This window comes from Haladaptatus ordinarius (genome assembly GCF_054177595.1).
Genome location: NZ_JBPEHH010000005.1, coordinates 43,366 through 59,854 on the forward strand (window position 1 = coordinate 43,366; position 16,489 = coordinate 59,854).

The following is a 16,489-nucleotide window of genomic DNA, read 5'->3' on the forward strand; positions in this document are numbered from 1 at the left end:
GTGGAGCGCCTTGAAGCGTCGTTCAAGAACTCGCTTGAGTTCGCGAACACGACCGACTATCCTGGCCAGTATTTGTCAGCGTCGAATTATATCCTCGCAGTCGGACGGGCGGCGTGACGGAACCTGCTCAGAGCAGGGCCGTCACGAGCAGATACAGGCCGAAGAGAACGATACCGAGCGCCCCGAGGAGGTAGAGCGCTATCTTCCACTCGGCGGCCTCGACCTCGCGCGAGTCGCGTTTGCTACCGATGGCGTCCATCTGATCGCTCCAGCCGGCGAGGACGTGAGCGTACCGGACGCTCACCACGCCAACGAGTATCGTGACGAGTCCGAACGCCGCTCACGTCGTCTCCATGCTTTCGTTCCTAATCGGTAGTATAAGTGTTTTGTCCCGAACTCACCGCGTTGCTCGGTACTCGCCGTGTTTTACGCCCAGTCCCAGCACGAGTGCGCCGAAGACGACCAGTCCGCCGCTGACCATCATCGAAATCGTCTGTGGCATGCCACTCGTCAGCGTCCCGCCGAGGACGACTGCCAGGAGGACGAGGAACGCGACCGCCGTCGTAACTTCGTCGAACTTCATACGAGAGGGTTAGTCGACTCGTTGAAAAGGCTTACTCCGATTTCAGGCGCATGAGATTCGCCAGCGTCACCAGAAAGCCCAGCAACCAGCCGAGTGGCACCGCGATGCCGAACCACATGCCGACGTAGGCCAGCCCTTCGAGGGCGTACCGCGTCCGGAGGTAGTCGTTCACGTCGCCGTAGGTGAGCACATTGTCGAGCAGCCACACCGCGATGGACTCGCTGTTCGGGAAGACGACCTGCGAGAGCGTCGGCGACTACAACGCCGCGACGACGGGGGCAAGAACAGTCCGTCATGCCGAACGGGTAGGCAAACAGCACCGTCGTCGTCCGGCCACCGTACGTACTGGTGAGGGACGCCAGCACGGCCGCGACGGTGGCGACGCCGCCGGCGGCGACCACGGCGAAAAACCCCTCCTGCGAGAAACGGACTCGCGTCAGTGCCGCGAGGCCGCCCCAGACGACCAGCGAGAGCAGGATGACCCCCAGCACTCCGAGACTCGCCGCCGTCCGGTCGATGCGACTCGTGTAGTAGCGAGCCGCGAATCCGAACAGGACGAACGGATAGAGCAGGGCGACGACGACCGTCCCGACCACGCTCCATCCACGATAGGCTACTTTGCCGGACGTGCTCTGTGGCTCCCACTTCCCGAGGACGGAGTGTGCTTGCTGTCGCTAACGTGGGAAGAAAAGCGACATCCACCCCGTGTGTAACTGTCGTATGTCGTACCGTATCGCGTCGATGAGTCCTCCCTGACTCATCCCGCGTGCCATACTGTGGCTTGATTCGGCCAGCAGATAAGAACTTTCCCCTTACCGGTTCGAAAAAAAGACCACTAAGTTTCGATTCACTCGTTCCCGTCCGGCCACGTTCATCGACGACGAACGCCTCGGGGCCACTCTCTTACTCGCCTTTTGCCTCACGCCTCCTGCGACGCTCACTCCGCCCGACGCCCCGCGTGACCCGGATAGTCGCGTTCGAATCGGTCTTCGATTTCCGCACGGTCGAGTTCGATGACGACCGGCCGCCCGTGTGGACAGGCGTAGGGGTTCTCACAGTCGTCCAGTTCCGAGAGCAGTTTCACTACGTCACCCTCGCGGAGCGACGTGTTTCCGGTGACCGACGGGTAACACGCGAGGTCGGAGATGAGCGCGTCGGCCACCGCCGCCGCCGAATTGCTGTCGCGTTCGTCCGGGTCGGTCGAGACGAACTCGCTCAGTACGTCCCGCAGGAGGGCCGGTGCGAGCGTCTCGCTTAACACGGCTGGCACCGTCGTCACCTCGACCGTCCGGTCTCCCGTGCGTGCGGCGTGGAACCCGAGTCGTGCCAGCGACTCCCGATACTCGTCGAACAGTGTAGCCTCCGCCGCGGTCAGTTCGAGTTCCACCGGCGAGGCGAGCACCTGCGTCGTCGTGTCACCCGCGAACTGTTCACGGAGTCGTTCGTAGTTGACGCGCTCGTCGGCGGCGTGCTGGTCGACGAGCACCAACCCGTCGGGCGTCTCGGCGACGACGTACGTTTCGTGCAGTTGTCCGAGAACGCGCATCGGTGGGAGAAGGTCGAACTCCTCGCGTTCCGCGTCGGCCTCTCCATCGGACGAGTCGTCCAACGTTCCCGCTTCGGTCGGCGCGCGGAACTTCCGCTCGGGGTCCCGATGAGGGTGACGCGCTGACGGCGAATCGTCACCCGTCGTCGAGTCGTGTTCCGTCGTCGAACGTCGGTTCTCGTCGGTCTCCGACCGTGACGGTACCGACTCGTGTCGCTCGCTCGCGGTGGCGGAGCCACCGCCGGTCGGGTTCGAGTGTGCTCCAGTCTCGGAACTCTCGAAGTCGGTCGCTCCCCGACGAGTCTGTGAACTGCTGGCGTGGTTCGAACTGGGCGTCCGGTCGGTTCGCGTCTGCGGTGTTCCGGCCGTCTCCGCTCGCTCTGTTTGCGCATCGTCCGTGTCCTTCGTGGCGTCGCTACCGTCGCCTGTGTCACCGGCATCTCCGGCGTCGAGTTCAGATTGCACCCCTTCGGGCGTCACGTCGGTTTCACCGGGTGCGGAGCGACCGCGGGGTGCGGACGACCTGACGAGGCCTTCGTCCAGCAGGGCGTCTTCCACGGCGTCGCGGACGCTCCGGCGAACCGTCCCCTCGCTAGAGAATCTGACCTCCCATTTTCGAGGGTGGATGTTGACGTCCACCGAGTCGCCCGGCACGTCGAGAAAGAGGACGGCGAACGGATAGCGGTCGGGCGCGAGCTGGTTGCCGTAGGCCGAGAGGACGGCCTTTCGGACGACCGCGGACCGGACGTACCGCCCGTTGACGTAGGTTGCGACGTACTCGCGGGTGCTCCGGGTCGTCTCGGGGTGGCTGACGAATCCCGAGACGTCCACCTCCTGTGAACCGTCCACGGCGATCATCGCGGTCGCGACCTCGCGCCCGTACACCGACAGAATCGTCGACTGGAGGTCTCCCTGCCCGGTCGTCGAGAACACCTCGCGCCCGTCGTGTTCCAGCGAGAACGCCACGTCAGGGTTCGCCAGCGCGTACTGCGTGACGACGCGATTGACGTGCGAGAACTCGGTCGTATCGGTCTTCAGGTACTTCTCGCGGGCCGGGGTGTTGAAAAAGAGGTCCGTGACCTCGACGGTCGTTCCCTCCGGACAGCCTGCCGGCCCGACGTGCGTTACGTCACCCCCCGCGAGTCGGAGTTCGGTGCCGCGTTCGCCACCCCTCGGCTTGGTCCGGATGGTCGTCCGCGACACCGCGCCAATGGTGTAGAGCGCCTCGCCGCGGAACCCGAGCGTGGCGACCCCCGATTCCAGGTCGTCGATGTCTCGAATCTTGCTCGTCGTGTGCTCTTCGACGGCGACCTGTACGTCCGCTTCGCTCATTCCCACACCGTCGTCGGTGACGACGATTCGCTCGGTTCCGCCGCCCTCGACCCGCACCGTGATGCGCGATGCGTCCGCGTCGAGGCTGTTTTCGACCAGTTCCTTGACCACTGAGGCCGGTCGCTCGACCACCTCCCCTGCCGCGATTCGCTGGACGGTCGTCTCGGAAAGCGGGCGGATGTTCGTCTCGCCGTCGGTCATCTCTCGTACCGTTTCGTCCTGGCTTCTTCAAAGTTCGTGTGCTCTCGCCGGTCTCTTCGAGGCTCGAACGGTTCTCCCGTACTCGTTCGCGTCGAGAGGGACTAACCTATCACGAATCCCCGTCGATGCGGGCCACAACGTTTACTCTTACCCCACCCGTGTGAACGCCTGACATGGAATCGTTCACTGAGACACTAGAAGTCGTAACTCTAGGCAACCACGTCAGAATCGAACTCACCGATGGAACGGCGTTCGAGGGCCCAGCGAGTCCGATAGACTACATGCCCGACGACCGGTTCCGTCTCGAGATCGAACCGCGCGAGAAGCAGATTCGGCGGTGCGAGGTCAGTGCGGAGTACGTCGAAGGCGAGTGGACGACGCCCGAAGTTCGCCACTACAGTCTCGGCGACGACGACTGGACTGTCGCAGGCGAGGCCGACGACATCGAAATCACGCGCTGACGACGAAACAATCACGGAGCGAACCGGGACACGTTTCCTCTTTCCGTTCGTTTCGTCGCCGACCCCTGTCGCGTTTCCCGTCTCCGTTCCCCCGGAGTACGTCTGCCCCGTCCAGTCCTCGCTTACGGTACTCTCTCCGGGTTCAGTCGTCTTTCTCGTGGGGTAGTGAGAGGACGGTCACCTCCCCGGAGAGCACCGGTCTGTTCGTCTCGGCACCGATTTCGACTTCGAGTAGGTCGTCACCGAGGGCTTCGACGACGGTGGCAGTCGCCGTGACCTCCTCGCCGGGCCGCACCGGGTTCTCGAACGCGACGTTCTGCGAGAGAAAGACGACGTCTCCGTCGAGTTTAGCGAGTGCGGCGCTGACGACGCTCGCCGTGAGCGCGCCGTGTGCGACACGGCCGCCGAACAGTCCCTCGGACGCGTACGCCGGGTCGACGTGAAGTGGATTGTCGTCGCCGGTCAGGGCCGCGAACTGGTCGATTCGTTCCTGTGTCACTTCGAGCGTGCTCGCCGTCGAGTCTCCGACACCTGCGACTGGCATACGAACACTGCGTCGGCGGTCGGGATGAATCGCCGGGTTAACATGTGAACGAGGAACCGACCGGGCGGCTAGTCCGACCGAGCGCCCCGCTGCGTGCCGGTCGTCGACCGCTTCGTGGGTCGAACCGGTGCGGTCCCGACCCAGAGCACCCCGGCGACGAGGACGACCGCGAGTCCGAGTATCGGGAGGAAGGCGGTCGGTCCCGTCGCCTCCGCTGCCCGCCCGAGGATTGCGTTGAAGAGACCGCTGGCGAGACTCAGCACCATCGACACGCCCGAGAGAACGGTCGCGCGGCCGACGCCGTCCAGCCTGTCGTTCAGATACTGGTTTCGAATCGGGGTGGAGATGCGGTCCAGCACGCGCCGCAAGTATATCACCGGGACGGCGAACGCCGGGAGGAGTGCGACGGTTCCGTACGCGAGTCCACAGATGGGAACGAGCGACAGGAAGAGCAGTCGCGGTCCGAGGCGGTCCTGGACCCATCCCGTCTTCAACATCGCGCCCGCCGTGACGAATTTGAAACTGGCGTAGAGGACGCCGAAGCCGGCCAGCGGGAACCCGACCGCTTCGAGTGTGGGCTGTTCGAGCCAGCGGGTCGCGGAAAAGAGAACGTTGAACAGTGCGGAGTAGAGGACGAGCCACCGAACTTCGGACCGGTGGAGCTGGAGGCGGAGGGCCTGAAGCACTTCCCGTACCGTCACGACGGTGTCTCGTTTAACGCGTGTGGCCGGGAGCGAAGCGACCAGCGGGACGCCGGTCGCAGCCAGCGCGGCGTTCGCGAAGAACGGGAGGTCGGGCTCGACGGTGTAGCGGACGCCCGCGGTGACCGCGGCGACCGCCGAGATGGCGAGTTGAACGCTCTCACTTCGACCACTCGCACGCGCGAACGCGGACGCGTCGGCACGCTGGTCGAGGAAGTCGTACAACCACGCGTCACCGGTCGCGGAGTGGAACGACCAGGCGACACCCCAGAGGACGTAGAGGACGACCCAGCCGGCCACCGACTCGACGAACGGGTAGCCACCCATGACAACGACGGTGACGACGTTCCCCACGGCGAGACTCGCTCGTCGCCCGATTCGGTCTCCGACGTACCCCGCGGGAATCTCCATCGCGACGATAGCGAACAGAAACGTAGCCTGCGTGTACCCGATGACGTCGAGTCCGTACCCCTGCTGTCGGAGATAGAGAACGGAGAACGGGACGATGAACCCGTACGAGGTAGTCGCTTTGAAGAGGTAATACGTCCAGATGACCCGTTTCTATTCTCCCACGTGCACTTCGTATATCGGCCGAGCATATCACTTTTCGCTGAATATATTTTTGTACTGATAACTTCACAAATCGGGTTTTGAAACGTAGGTTACAATTCCATCGGTTCGCACCGTCGGAACGACCGGTCGACGGTCGGCCGTCGTCTGAATCGGTCACCGCGACGGACGGCGGTCAATTGTCGGGTCGGTCGTCGGATACGATTTCGTCGTGGACGACCTCGAGCGTCTCGTCGATTTCGACGTGGCAGGCGTCACCGTCGGCGTAAAACGAGACCCGGACCAACCACGGGTCTCGGGAGCGGATATCGACGTGCTCGCCGCGGATGAACTGGTCGATCTCCCAGAGTCGTCGGTCTCGGAGCGGTTCCCCTCGTCGTCGGTGAAACGCTCGAACCGTCGGATGCCGGGCGGCGACCGCACCGAACGACGTTATCGCCCGCCGCCCGCAAATCGCACACTCGAAGACCACGGCCGCGTCGAACTCGATGGTCTCCGAGAGGTCGTCGGTGACGGACCCGTCGACCGGCCCGCCACAGTCGGGACAGATGCCCCGCTGTGCCTGCCGGACCTGGAACGTAGACCACTGTTCGAAGGCGTCGACGACGTCGTCGGGGTCCCGTCCGCGCACTACGGTCGGTGGGACACGCGCTTTGAGGACGACTTCGCGACAGTCCCGACACTCGATGGTGAAAATCTCGTCCTCGTAGGACGCCGACAACGACGGCTCACCACAGGCGTAGCAGGCACCGTCGATATCGAACGGGTCGAGGCGTGGAATCTCGGTGTACGTTCCGGCTGCCACCGCACGTGCGAGTCGTCTGCCCGCCGACGTCAACTCGTAGCCGTCGTCGCCCTTCGAGACGAAGTGTGGCGTGAGCTTCCCGAGGTGATAGTTAAACTTCGACGTGTACCCGATATCGACGTGGTCGTAGAGGGTGGAAAACGAGACGGGTGGCTCGACGGGACCGTCGTGGAGGACGCTCGTAATCTCCATCCTCGTCTCGTTGCCCAGCAACGAGAACACGTCAGTCGAGTCGAGTTGTTCTTCCCCGGTTCGCTCGACCGTCTCCTCTGCCATCGGAGACAGTTGCTCGCCAGGTATCATAAGCGTTCACCGAGCGTGGCCGCTGGTCACCCCAGAGCACGGTGGTGACCTCCCCGCCTCGATACTCCGCAGACGATCCGGTGGACGGGAGTCGACCGTCGACCGTCGATTCGAGCGAACTCACCCGAGTCGCGGGAGATTCCCGAAGTTACACACGACCGTCTTCGTCTGACGGTAGGCTTCGAACGCCTCGACGTCGAGTTCTCGTCCGATGCCGCTCTGTTTGTACCCGCCGTGGGGCACGTTGTCGAAGAGTTCGTTGTACGTGTTTATCCAGACGGTCCCGGCTTCGATAGCGGCGGCCATCTCGTGTGCCGTTTCGAGGTCCGTCGTCCAGACGCCGGAGGTCAGGCCAAACTCCGTGTCGTTGGCCAGTTCGATTACCTCGTCTTTCTCGCTCCACTCGAACACGGAGACGACCGGCCCGAATATCTCCTCGCGCGCGACGGAGTGGTCCGGTTCGACGTCCACGAGAACGGTCGGTTCGAAGAACGGTGCGCCGTCCGTCTCCGGTTCCTCCGGTCGCCCCCCGCCGACGAGCACCTCGGCACCCTCTGCTTTCGCCGTCTCGACGTACGAACGGACGCTTTCGAGGTGGTCGAAGTCGACGAGCGGGCCGATATCGGTGGTCGAATCGAGCGGGTCGCCCACGGTGAGTCGGTCCATCTCGGCGGTGAATCGTTCCAAAAACTCGTCTGCGATGTCCTCGTGGAGGTACAATCGTGAACCGGCCGTACACTGCTCGCCCTGATTGAAGAAGATGCTGATGAGCGTCCCCTCGACGGCCTTCTCCAGGTCGGCGTCGGGAAAGACGATGTTCGGACTCTTCCCGCCCAGTTCGAGCGACACCGGCGTAATCGTCTCTGCGGCGTCCTGCATCACCGACCGCCCGGCCGCCGTCGAACCGGTGAGTGCGACCTTCCGAACGCCTTCGTGGTTTGCTATCGCCGCGCCGACCTCGGAACCCTTCCCGGTCACGACGTTGACCGTCCCATCCGGGAGGATTCGGTCCATCAGTCGCCCGATTTCGAGCGTCGAGAGGACCGCCCGATTCGCGGGTTTGAACACGACCGTGTTCCCGGCCGCGAGAGCGGGGGCGGTCTTCCACGCGACGAACATCGACGGGAAGTTCCACGCGCTTATCTGTCCGACGACTCCGTACGGCTCGCTCCGCGTGTAACACAGTTTGTCGTCGCTCGTGGAGGGGTGGCGACCCGCGTCGGCCGTCCGTGCGACGCCCGCGAAGTGGCGGAACTGCTCGATGGTTATCGTCATGTCGACGAACAACGAGTGCTGGTTCGGTTTGCCCATCTCCAGCGAGTCGAGGCGGGCGAGTTCGACCTTCCGCTCCTCGATTGCGTCGGCGATATCCGACAGCGCCTCACCACGCTGTGTTGCGGATAGCTCCCCCCACGGGCCGTCGAACGCCTCCTGTGCGGCCGCGACCGCCCGGTCGACGTCGTCTCGCATTCCGGACTGATAGGTCGCCAGTCGCTCCCCCGTCGTCGCGTCGACTGCCTCGCTCGTCTCCCCGCCGTCGGCGTCGACCCACTCGCCGCCGACGAGTAGTCCGTACGGCTCGTCCGGCAGTATCCGGTCGGCGATGGACCGATGGTGCTCCCTGATATCCTCGTGTACCGCTCCGTGCTCACGGTGGTTTTCGTGTTGCATGGCGTCGTGTCTCCGATTGGACTCTCAGTCGTTGGCCGAAACCCGGCCGGCCACTGGCTCGTCGTCGAGTTTGACCAGTTCCTCTACCTTGGGAATCTCGTTCTCGTCGTTCGTGATTATCTCGATGCGGCGAGTGAGTTTGTTTCGTGCGTAATCGACGAGTGGCACCGGGTTGGTCGCGTCACCGAACGTGGAGACGACGTTCGCCACGTTGCCCATCAGGTTTTGTAGCGTGTCGTGGACGACCTGCGGGTCGACGCCGTCCTCGCGGATGTGACTTTGCACCTTGTGCATTCCGAAGCCGACGTGCCGGCCTTCGTCAGCTCTGATGTAACTGACGCCGTCGACGAGGCCTTCGAGGTGCGGAAGGTCGCGCGTCGGCACCTCGTCCGAACCGCGGTCGCTGAACGTCGACGTGATTCCCCAGTAGCCGGTCTGTGCGAGGACGCTCTCGACGACCAGGTGGTAGTGACTGTACGCTTTCACGCGGTTCGTGGGCGTATCTTCCGAACGCAATCGCTGCATCGCCGCCTCGGTGTCGTCGAAGATACCCATGTACGCATCGTTGAAAAACTCCTGATTCGTCGGCTTTAGCTGCTCGCATCCGAGTTCCTCGGCGGCGGGATTTATCACCTCGCGCCAGTACCGGTCGAAAAACTGGGTGTGTTTCGCCTCCTCGTATATCTGTGAGGAGATGAACATCTGGTCGTCGATGTTCTCCAGTACCGACATCAACGGTGCGAGGTCCTCAGTGACCGCTTCTTCGCCAGCGCCGAAGAGGGCGACGACCTTCTGGAGTTCGTAGAACTCGTCGGCCGTCAGCTGGTCGTCGGCGAGGAGGTTCTCTAAGTCCTGCTCAATCATCTCCTGTGGGATGTCCTCGTACGGATCCCAGTGGTTGTACACCGCGTGACGGAAGTATCCGCCGGATATACCGTCCGGGTTCAGTCTGAGGTCTCGGCTGGTATCTCTGACCTGTGTCATAGACGGTCGTGTGTTATCACGGGCCACGATAGCAGTGATGCCATCGATACACGGCGAATTTAATACAGCACCGAAGGTCGGAATGCCAGCGGTCGACCGACGGACGACCCGGCCGCACCCCGACGCTGAGAGCCGACTCCGGCGGCCGCATATATAGTACCGCGTCTACACGGCAAAAGAAAGTTCACACCGTTCGGTCTTCTCCCTATATGCGCTATGCTACCATCACCATCACGCCGGACGACGGGGGACTGCATCCGGCCGATTGGAAACTGTACACCGACCCCGACGTGACACGAGAGTCGATTCGAGAGATCAACCTCCTGAACGACGGCACGTGCGTCGTTCTCTACGAACTCCGCGGTGATTTCCACAAGGTGGACGAACTGTTGTCGTCTCACCCGGACATCATCGCCGTCGACGTCTCCGATAGCGAAGGTGGACTCGTCTACGTCCACTTCGAGACGAACTTCACCGTCGAAGCACTGCTCACGATCGTCCAGATGCACGAAATCGTCCTCGACACACCGATAGAGTGCATCGAACGGGGCGGTGTCCGCGTCAGACTCGTCGGTGACGATTCGACGTTACAGTCCGCTATCGGCAAGATTCCGGACCCCCTCGTCATCTCGCTCGAATCGAACGGCGATTATCACGCTGCTATCGACGATTCGTACACGAAACTGACCGACCGCCAGCGCGAGATTCTCGTCGAAGCCGTCGAGGCGGGATACTACCGCGTCCCCAGACAGTCGACGCACGAACACATCGCCACCAGTTTGAATCTGAACCCCAGCACCGTCGGGGAGCACCTGCGCAAAATCGAATCGCACATCTTCTCGGAACTCGTCACGATCGGAACGAAAACCTGATTCATCGCTCGGAAACTCGCCGACGCCGCGGCGTCAGTACACGTATTCGCTCTCGACCTCGCTCGAACAGCCGACGAGGCGGGACGCAGCGTCGGAGTACTGCAACAGCCGTTGCATATCGCCTTCGAGGTCGAAGGTTCCGCTCATCATGCCGTCGATTGCACCGACCTCTCCCTGCGTCATGCGAACCCAGTCGCCGTAATCGCCGCGGAAGACGAATCCGTAATCAGTTTCGTCGAGACCGTCTATCTCGTGGCAGTCGAAGATGTCCCCGTCTTCGAGTCCGATGAAGAAATACCGGTCTTCGGGAAGCCGGTCGTCCGCCTGCAGGTGGAAGACGAAGTCTCCGTTGAAACCGACGCCCCAGCCCTGGCCCTTCTGTCGATACTCCTCGTCGTTCGCGACGACCTGTTCCCAGCGTTCGATCCATTCTTCGGATGGAAAATCGTATGTCATAGCTTGTCGTCCTCCGTCTCAGTCGTTCGTGGTGTGGTAGTACCACTTCGTAGCGTGTGACGGTACGTCGTTAAGGATTGAGCCCCCGATTACTGGGGCGTTTATACGAACCGTTCGTGGCCCGTTCTCCGTGCCTTCTCGCTACGAATCCTCCCGTGAGCGAACGTCATCTCCAGCTACTGGACCGCCCCGAACCCCGTTCGACGTTCGGGGACGCCGGTTCTGCCCGCAGAGTCGGCCCCGTGATGTGGTGGAATCGCTCTCCCTAAAACGTACCTCGTATACCGTGCCCAACTTTCATCGACGCTCTGAACGACGACGAATCATGCGAGCCGCCGTATTCAAAGGGGCGAACGAACCGCTCCAGGTCGAGGAAGTCGATGAACCGCAACCAGCCGACGACGAGGTCGTCGTCGAAACCGAAGCCTGTGGCGTCTGTCGGAGCGACTGGCACGCCTGGCAAGGTGACTGGGACTGGATCGGCGTCATCCCGACCGAGGGACTCATTTTCGGCCACGAGGCCGTCGGCCGCGTGGTCGACGTCGGCGACGACGTCGAGCGAATCCGTGAAGGTGACCGGGTCACCGCACCGTTCAACCTCAGCGACGGGACGTGCGTTCACTGTCGAAACGGACGAGGAAACATCTGCGAACGGATGGTTCCGATGGGGTTTCTGGAGATGGCACCAGGCGGGTTCGCAGAGCGGTTCCCGGTCCGGGCAGCGGACCAGAACGCGGTCCTCCTCCCCGACGACGTTGACCCCGTGAGCGTCGCCGGTCTTGGCTGTCGGTTCGCCACCGCGTATCACGGACTCGCCCACCGCGTCGAACTGACGCCGGGCGATTGGGTCGCGGTACACGGCTGTGGCGGCGTCGGCCTCTCGGCGGTTCACATCGCCGACGCACTCGGTGCGAACGTCGTGGCCGTCGACATCGACGACCAGGCCCTCGCGAAGGCCGAGTCGCTCGGAGCGGTCGAGACGATTCCCGCGACCGAAGTCGCAGACGTCCCACAGGCCGTCAAACAGGTCACTGACGGAAGTCGCGGGGTCGACGTCTCCGTCGACGCGCTCGGCATCGCCGAGACCTGTCGGAACTCGGTGAACAGTCTGGGGAAAGCCGGCCAGCACCTCCAGATTGGACTGACCACGCAGGAAGAGGAAGGCGAGGTGTCGCTGCCCGTCGACGTGATGGCCATGGACGAACGCGACTTCTACGGCGCGTTCGGGATGCCGCCGAGCAGGTACGGAGAGATACTCCGGATGATGGAACACGGAACGATAGATCCGGGAGAAATCGTCGCCGAGACGATAGCGCTCGAAGACGTTCCGAAGACGGTCGCCTCGTTGGGTGACTACGACACGGTCGGTATCCCCGTCGTCACCGAGTTCTGAACCGTTCGTCCGAGACGAACAGGGGCGTGGCCGCCGACCGCGTCGTCTCCTTGTGTTCGACCGTTCGTTCGGCATGCTCAGCTGTCGGCAGCCCAGGGATTCGCGGGGGACGGGTTGTGCCGGCACTGTTTGGCGTAGAAGTCGAAGTCGAACGTCGCGCTGTCGGACTGAACTTCGTTGCCGCCTCCTTCGGGAGCCACCACTCGAACCCGAGGCAGTGTTTCGTGTTCGCGGTGTAACAGTCGACCTCCTCCGTGCTCCGGTCGCCGTCGAGTGCGATATCGCCGTTCAGATAGGCGAGCACTTCCGTGAGCGTCCCTTCCGTGATGACCTGCTCGCCGCTGAAGATGCTGGTCGCGATGCTGGAGTAAATCGTTCCGAGGTCGTCGATGCCGCCGACGTAGGCGTCGTCGGGTGAACTGGCGATTTCCTCCATGAGGGTCGTGTCCGCGCCCGACCCGAGGGCGACGGTGATGATGCGGATGCCGTCTCCCTTCGCGATGGTGGCCTTGTCCTTAGCGGCCGCCTCGTCGCTTCTGCCGTCGCTCAATAGCACCATCACCTTCGTGGCGCTCGCGGTCGCGTTCGTCCCGTTGAGGAGTTCATCCCTCGCAGCCTCGATGCCTGCGGCGATGTCCGTCCCGCCGCCCGCCGTGTAGCCACCAATCGCGGACTTGATCGCCTCGTAGTTCGTCGTGAGTTCCTGGTCGACCGTGGCACCGTACGAGAAGGAGATGGCAGCCCCTTCGTCCGGTGAACTGAAGTTGTCGACGAAGCCCGTCGCCGCGGTCTTGAGTGCGGTCAGATTGCTTCCCCTCATCGACCCGGAGTCGTCGCTCACGAGCGCGACTTCCAGTTCCTGTCCGCCCGCGACGCGGTCGAACTTGTTGTCACAGTCGTCATCGTACCAGAGGCGTGCGTAGATGGCGTCTGCGAGTTCGCCGATTCCGTCACCGTCTTCGCCCTCGGTCTCCAGTTCGGGTTCGCGCTGGCCGTTCTCTTCGCTCGCCGTCAACTCGCCGGCCAGCCAGATGTACGCGGGGTTGTCGTACACGTGGAGGCTGATGGTCGCCTCACCGTAGTCGCCCGGTTTCACGTCGTCGAGTTCGAAGATGGGGCCGGGGTTGTCGGCCGGTGGCTGTGTTTCGATAATCTCGCCATTGTAGTGTTCTTCCCAGTCTATCTTCAGGTCGAGGTTCCCGGCAGTCACCACGTTGTTTTCTATCATTTCGGGGTCGTTCAGGAACGCCATCGTCCCTGCGCCGCCGAAGGCGGCACCGGCACCGATGGTGCTGAGACCGAGCAGTGCTTTCCGTCGTGAGAATTCGAATTTCTTGTCTGACATCGTTGGTTGTGTGCCCCGACCACGGTGTCTCCGCCTCGTTGGCGGACGACCCTCGTTGGCAGGGGGCAACGAACCGGTGTTCTCCAGTGAGTATCGAATATATGCGCTCGATTACGGGTCGATAGGCGCTCACTCGTGGAACGAAAGGGTCTCTCTAAGGCCTTCTACCGGTTGAACCCCAGATTGTCGTCGATGAGAAAGCCCCGAGACGATTCGCTAGGGACCGACTATCGGTTTCCTCGCGGTCCCAGATTCGACGCGGGTCGTCACAGCGACCGTCTGGCACCCCCAGAAGGGTCGTCGCGGGAGTCGTCACCGACTACAGGAAACTCCTCCCGTTCTCCGTCAGACGGTCACCGGCCGCTTCGCTCCGGAAAGATAGACTGTGGAACGTACGCCGAGACGACCCAGTTCGGTTCGTCGACGACTTCGTTGATTTTCAGGTCTACTACCGCCGAACACAGCAAGTACGCCTCCGTGCGCGTCAACTCGTGTCGCTCGTGGAGATGCGTAATCATGTGTCTGGTCGCCTTCTTCGTCGCATCCATCAGGTCGTCGCTGATGCCGGTGGTCGCGTACATAGGGTCGCCGTCTGCCGAGAACGGGCCCGTAGTCTCGAACTGTGGCTGTTCGACCTCCACGTCGGAGAGCACTCGGAGCCGTGCCGTCACCGTCATCGACGCTTCGATTCCCGTGACACAGACCTCGCCGTCACCCTGTGCAGCGTGACAGTCGCCGACGCTGAACAGCGCCCCGTCGACCTCGACCGGGAGGTACAGCGACGAGCCGGCCGTGAGATGTTTCACGTCGAGATTCCCGCCGACGCGACGTGGCGGCGTCGTGCTGTGGTCTCGCGCTTCGGCGGGGGCGACGCCGAGATTGCCGGGGAACGGATCGAGCGGGACTTCGATGCCGTCGACGAACGTGCCGACGCCGTCGTCGAGATCCCAGACGTGGAGCCCCGGGTCGGGGAAATCCTCCGGGAGCAGGCCCCACCCTTCGTCGCCGGGGTAGAAGTACGAAAAACCGATACCGTCGTGTTCGAATTCGAGGAGGTCGACCGCGAGCACGTCCCCCGGACGAGCGTCGGCCACGGCGACCGGCCCGGTCAACGGGTGGCCGGTGGAGTCGTCTGCGAGCGAGTACACGTCGGCCACGGTCGCGTTCGCGTCGAGTCGGCCGTTCGTCGCGTCGCGACACTCGAAGGTCAGGACGTCGCCGGATTCGACCGTTCGGACCGGCTCGCGTTCACGGCTCCACGTCGTGTGGACGTGTTCGTCCGCTGCGGTGATGTGATGATCTGCAGTGGTCGGCATTGCCGCAAGGTATGTGCGCATCCCTCATGAAACGACCGCGTACGCGTTCGTTTCGAACGACACGATACACTCATTCGGCGGGGACGAGACGGTGAACGCCACCACCGTTCTCACCGGTGCCGAGTACGTACAGCTCTCCGGATGCGTCGCGACCGAACGAGAGTATCTGTTCGAGCTTCGCACTATCGTCTCCGGCCACCGAAATCACTCGCGGCGGCCACATGCCGCCGCCGTCGGGGCGCGTCGCGGCGAACAACCGCCCGTTTGCCCGCAGGTCGCCGAAAACGTACGTCCCGTCCATCGACGGCAGTGCCGACCCGCGATAGACGTAGCCGCCGATGACCGATATCCCGCTGACTGCCCCGCCCAAGTGGGGGTACTCGACGATGGGGTCGACGAGCGGTTCACCACCCCGGACGCTCGTCGGAGTCTCGTCCGGACAGTCGCCCGCCTCGTAGCAGTGGGTGCCTTCTTTCACGTTCCAGCCGTAGTTGCCGCCCTTCTCGACGATGCTCACCTCCTCGAACCGGCTCTGGCCGACGTCGCCGACGAACAGGTCGCCGTCGTCGAACGACATCCGCCACGGGTTTCGGAACCCCCACGCGAAGTGCTCGTCCAGGCCGTCGGTTCCGACCAGGGGGTTGTCGTCGGGGACGGCGTAGCCTTTTCCGTCGGTCCGCCCGTCGACGTCGATGCGGAGGATGCTCCCCCGGAGGTTCTCGGTCACGTCCTGCCCGTTCCCCCCACCGACGGCGTCGTACCAGTCGTCGACGTGGCCCGTGCCTTGGTCGCCGCCCGAACCGCCGTCGCCGACCGCCACGTAGAGGTAGCCGTCGTCCCCGAACGTGATGTCCCCCGCGTTGTGGTTGCTCTGTGGTTCGGGAATCTCCAGGACGGCGCGTTCGGTCTCGCGCTTCGCTCGCCTGCCGTCCTCGCTCGCTTCGAACTCCGAGAGGACGAACGTGTGACTGAACCCCGAGGGCGTCCCGGGGCGTCGCGAGACGCTGTAGCGGACGAACAGTCGGCGATTCGCGGCGAAGTCGGGATGGAGCGCCATGCCCAACAATCCCTTCTCGCCGCCGAACTCGACCGAATCGCGCAGGTCGAGGAACGGGTCGTCGCGAAGGCCGTCGGACTCGTGGACGTAGATGCGGCCGTCCTGGTCGGCGACGAAGCGACGGTCGGCGTCGGGTGCGAAGGTGATGGCTATCGGCGCCTGGAGTCCGCTGGCAAGCGTCTGCAGGCCGACAGAACCGGACGACGTCTCTCCGATCGTTCCGGTCTGCGTCGTGCCGTCCGTCTTCGAATCGTCCGGAAGCGTATCGGACCCGCTACAGCCGGCTATCGTCGCCGAGAGGCCAGTGAAGGTGGCCGTGAGGAAGTGTCGCCGCTGCATGACGACCGTT

17 protein-coding genes are annotated in these 16,489 nt (G+C 63.3%); 4 read left to right on the forward strand and 13 right to left on the reverse strand.

The features are described 5' to 3' along the window. Nucleotides 1-127 precede the first annotated feature (127 nt). The 3 genes from ACR3FF_RS03490 to ACR3FF_RS03500 all read right to left on the reverse strand — a co-directional run bounded on the left by ACR3FF_RS03490 (nt 128) and on the right by ACR3FF_RS03500 (nt 791). Entirely contained in the window at nt 128-304 is a 177-nt protein-coding gene (locus ACR3FF_RS03490; RefSeq protein WP_458186087.1) for a hypothetical protein, read from the reverse strand. 93 nt (nt 305-397) lie between these two features. Next, nucleotides 398-583: a DUF7333 family protein gene (locus ACR3FF_RS03495; protein ID WP_458186088.1), complete on the reverse strand. Its 186-nt coding sequence runs from the start codon at nt 581-583 to the stop codon at nt 398-400. 31 nt (nt 584-614) lie between these two features. Beyond that, nucleotides 615-791, reverse strand: a complete 177-nt coding sequence (locus ACR3FF_RS03500) for a hypothetical protein (protein ID WP_458186090.1) — start codon at nt 789-791, stop codon at nt 615-617. A gap of 4 nt (nt 792-795) precedes the next feature. Between ACR3FF_RS03500 and ACR3FF_RS03505 the strand changes: the two genes are divergently transcribed. Then, on the forward strand, nt 796-1,296 hold the full coding sequence (locus tag ACR3FF_RS03505; RefSeq protein WP_458186092.1) for a hypothetical protein: 501 nt from the start codon (nt 796-798) through the stop codon (nt 1,294-1,296). Between the two features lie 224 nt (nt 1,297-1,520). Here ACR3FF_RS03505 and mutL read toward each other — a convergent pair whose 3' ends face one another. Next, entirely contained in the window at nt 1,521-3,662 is a 2,142-nt protein-coding gene (gene mutL, locus ACR3FF_RS03510; RefSeq protein ID WP_458186094.1) for a DNA mismatch repair endonuclease MutL, read from the reverse strand. Between the two features lie 173 nt (nt 3,663-3,835). On the opposite strand from mutL, the gene ACR3FF_RS03515 reads away from it, so the two are divergent. Beyond that, on the forward strand, nt 3,836-4,123 hold the full coding sequence (locus ACR3FF_RS03515; protein ID WP_458186096.1) for a hypothetical protein: 288 nt from the start codon (nt 3,836-3,838) through the stop codon (nt 4,121-4,123). Nucleotides 4,124-4,265: 142 nt separating this feature from the next. Here the strand turns inward: ACR3FF_RS03515 and ACR3FF_RS03520 are convergent, their stop codons facing one another. From ACR3FF_RS03520 to ACR3FF_RS03540, 5 genes are all read right to left on the reverse strand, one after another. Beyond that, nucleotides 4,266-4,667 carry a MaoC family dehydratase gene (locus ACR3FF_RS03520; protein ID WP_458186097.1) on the reverse strand — a complete coding sequence of 134 codons (402 nt, stop codon included), beginning with the start codon at nt 4,665-4,667 and terminating at the stop codon, nt 4,266-4,268. Nucleotides 4,668-4,735: 68 nt separating this feature from the next. Next, complete coding sequence (locus ACR3FF_RS03525) at nt 4,736-5,920, reverse strand: MFS transporter (RefSeq protein WP_458186201.1); 1,185 nt, start codon at nt 5,918-5,920, stop codon at nt 4,736-4,738. Between the two features lie 193 nt (nt 5,921-6,113). Further along, nucleotides 6,114-7,019, reverse strand: coding sequence for a DUF7351 domain-containing protein (locus ACR3FF_RS03530; protein WP_458186099.1), 906 nt, complete (start codon nt 7,017-7,019; stop codon nt 6,114-6,116). Nucleotides 7,020-7,166: 147 nt separating this feature from the next. Beyond that, nucleotides 7,167-8,717 carry an aldehyde dehydrogenase family protein gene (locus tag ACR3FF_RS03535; protein WP_458186100.1) on the reverse strand — a complete coding sequence of 517 codons (1,551 nt, stop codon included), beginning with the start codon at nt 8,715-8,717 and terminating at the stop codon, nt 7,167-7,169. A 24-nt stretch (nt 8,718-8,741) separates the two neighbouring features. Further along, nucleotides 8,742-9,701: a ferritin family protein gene (locus ACR3FF_RS03540; RefSeq protein ID WP_458186102.1), complete on the reverse strand. Its 960-nt coding sequence runs from the start codon at nt 9,699-9,701 to the stop codon at nt 8,742-8,744. Nucleotides 9,702-9,910: 209 nt separating this feature from the next. Between ACR3FF_RS03540 and ACR3FF_RS03545 the strand changes: the two genes are divergently transcribed. Then, entirely contained in the window at nt 9,911-10,573 is a 663-nt protein-coding gene (locus ACR3FF_RS03545; protein WP_458186104.1) for a helix-turn-helix domain-containing protein, read from the forward strand. Nucleotides 10,574-10,606: 33 nt separating this feature from the next. On the opposite strand, the gene ACR3FF_RS03550 is transcribed toward ACR3FF_RS03545, so the two are convergent. After that, entirely contained in the window at nt 10,607-11,029 is a 423-nt protein-coding gene (locus tag ACR3FF_RS03550; RefSeq protein ID WP_458186106.1) for an SCP2 sterol-binding domain-containing protein, read from the reverse strand. A 325-nt stretch (nt 11,030-11,354) separates the two neighbouring features. Between ACR3FF_RS03550 and ACR3FF_RS03555 the strand changes: the two genes are divergently transcribed. Beyond that, nucleotides 11,355-12,422 carry a zinc-dependent alcohol dehydrogenase family protein gene (locus ACR3FF_RS03555; protein WP_458186108.1) on the forward strand — a complete coding sequence of 356 codons (1,068 nt, stop codon included), beginning with the start codon at nt 11,355-11,357 and terminating at the stop codon, nt 12,420-12,422. Here the strand turns inward: ACR3FF_RS03555 and ACR3FF_RS03560 are convergent. The 3 genes from ACR3FF_RS03560 to ACR3FF_RS03570 all read right to left on the reverse strand — a co-directional run bounded on the left by ACR3FF_RS03560 (nt 12,409) and on the right by ACR3FF_RS03570 (nt 16,479). Beyond that, complete coding sequence (locus ACR3FF_RS03560) at nt 12,409-13,767, reverse strand: vWA domain-containing protein (protein WP_458186110.1); 1,359 nt, start codon at nt 13,765-13,767, stop codon at nt 12,409-12,411. The two genes, ACR3FF_RS03555 and ACR3FF_RS03560, sit on opposite strands and share 14 nt — an antisense overlap. Nucleotides 13,768-14,120: 353 nt before the next feature. Continuing rightward, complete coding sequence (locus ACR3FF_RS03565) at nt 14,121-15,083, reverse strand: acetamidase/formamidase family protein (RefSeq protein WP_458186112.1); 963 nt, start codon at nt 15,081-15,083, stop codon at nt 14,121-14,123. 70 nt (nt 15,084-15,153) lie between these two features. Further along, nucleotides 15,154-16,479: a PQQ-dependent sugar dehydrogenase gene (locus tag ACR3FF_RS03570; RefSeq protein WP_458186114.1), complete on the reverse strand. Its 1,326-nt coding sequence runs from the start codon at nt 16,477-16,479 to the stop codon at nt 15,154-15,156. Nucleotides 16,480-16,489 lie beyond the last annotated feature (10 nt).

What these genes read in the sequence shown, in the direction of transcription:
- ACR3FF_RS03495 (WP_458186088.1), bottom strand. Translation starts at nt 583, where the DNA reads ATGAAGTTCGACGAAGTTACGACGGCGGTCGCGTTCCTCGTCCTCCTG.
- ACR3FF_RS03520 (WP_458186097.1), bottom strand. Translation starts at nt 4,667, where the DNA reads ATGCCAGTCGCAGGTGTCGGAGACTCGACGGCGAGCACGCTCGAAGTG.
- ACR3FF_RS03560 (WP_458186110.1), bottom strand. Translation starts at nt 13,767, where the DNA reads ATGTCAGACAAGAAATTCGAATTCTCACGACGGAAAGCACTGCTCGGT.
- ACR3FF_RS03540 (WP_458186102.1), bottom strand. Translation starts at nt 9,701, where the DNA reads ATGACACAGGTCAGAGATACCAGCCGAGACCTCAGACTGAACCCGGAC.
- ACR3FF_RS03515 (WP_458186096.1), top strand. Translation starts at nt 3,836, where the DNA reads ATGGAATCGTTCACTGAGACACTAGAAGTCGTAACTCTAGGCAACCAC.
- mutL (WP_458186094.1), bottom strand. Translation starts at nt 3,662, where the DNA reads ATGACCGACGGCGAGACGAACATCCGCCCGCTTTCCGAGACGACCGTC.
- ACR3FF_RS03555 (WP_458186108.1), top strand. Translation starts at nt 11,355, where the DNA reads ATGCGAGCCGCCGTATTCAAAGGGGCGAACGAACCGCTCCAGGTCGAG.
- ACR3FF_RS03565 (WP_458186112.1), bottom strand. Translation starts at nt 15,083, where the DNA reads ATGCCGACCACTGCAGATCATCACATCACCGCAGCGGACGAACACGTC.
- ACR3FF_RS03530 (WP_458186099.1), bottom strand. Translation starts at nt 7,019, where the DNA reads ATGGCAGAGGAGACGGTCGAGCGAACCGGGGAAGAACAACTCGACTCG.
- ACR3FF_RS03545 (WP_458186104.1), top strand. Translation starts at nt 9,911, where the DNA reads ATGCGCTATGCTACCATCACCATCACGCCGGACGACGGGGGACTGCAT.
- ACR3FF_RS03505 (WP_458186092.1), top strand. Translation starts at nt 796, where the DNA reads ATGGACTCGCTGTTCGGGAAGACGACCTGCGAGAGCGTCGGCGACTAC.
- ACR3FF_RS03550 (WP_458186106.1), bottom strand. Translation starts at nt 11,029, where the DNA reads ATGACATACGATTTTCCATCCGAAGAATGGATCGAACGCTGGGAACAG.
- ACR3FF_RS03535 (WP_458186100.1), bottom strand. Translation starts at nt 8,717, where the DNA reads ATGCAACACGAAAACCACCGTGAGCACGGAGCGGTACACGAGGATATC.
- ACR3FF_RS03570 (WP_458186114.1), bottom strand. Translation starts at nt 16,479, where the DNA reads ATGCAGCGGCGACACTTCCTCACGGCCACCTTCACTGGCCTCTCGGCG.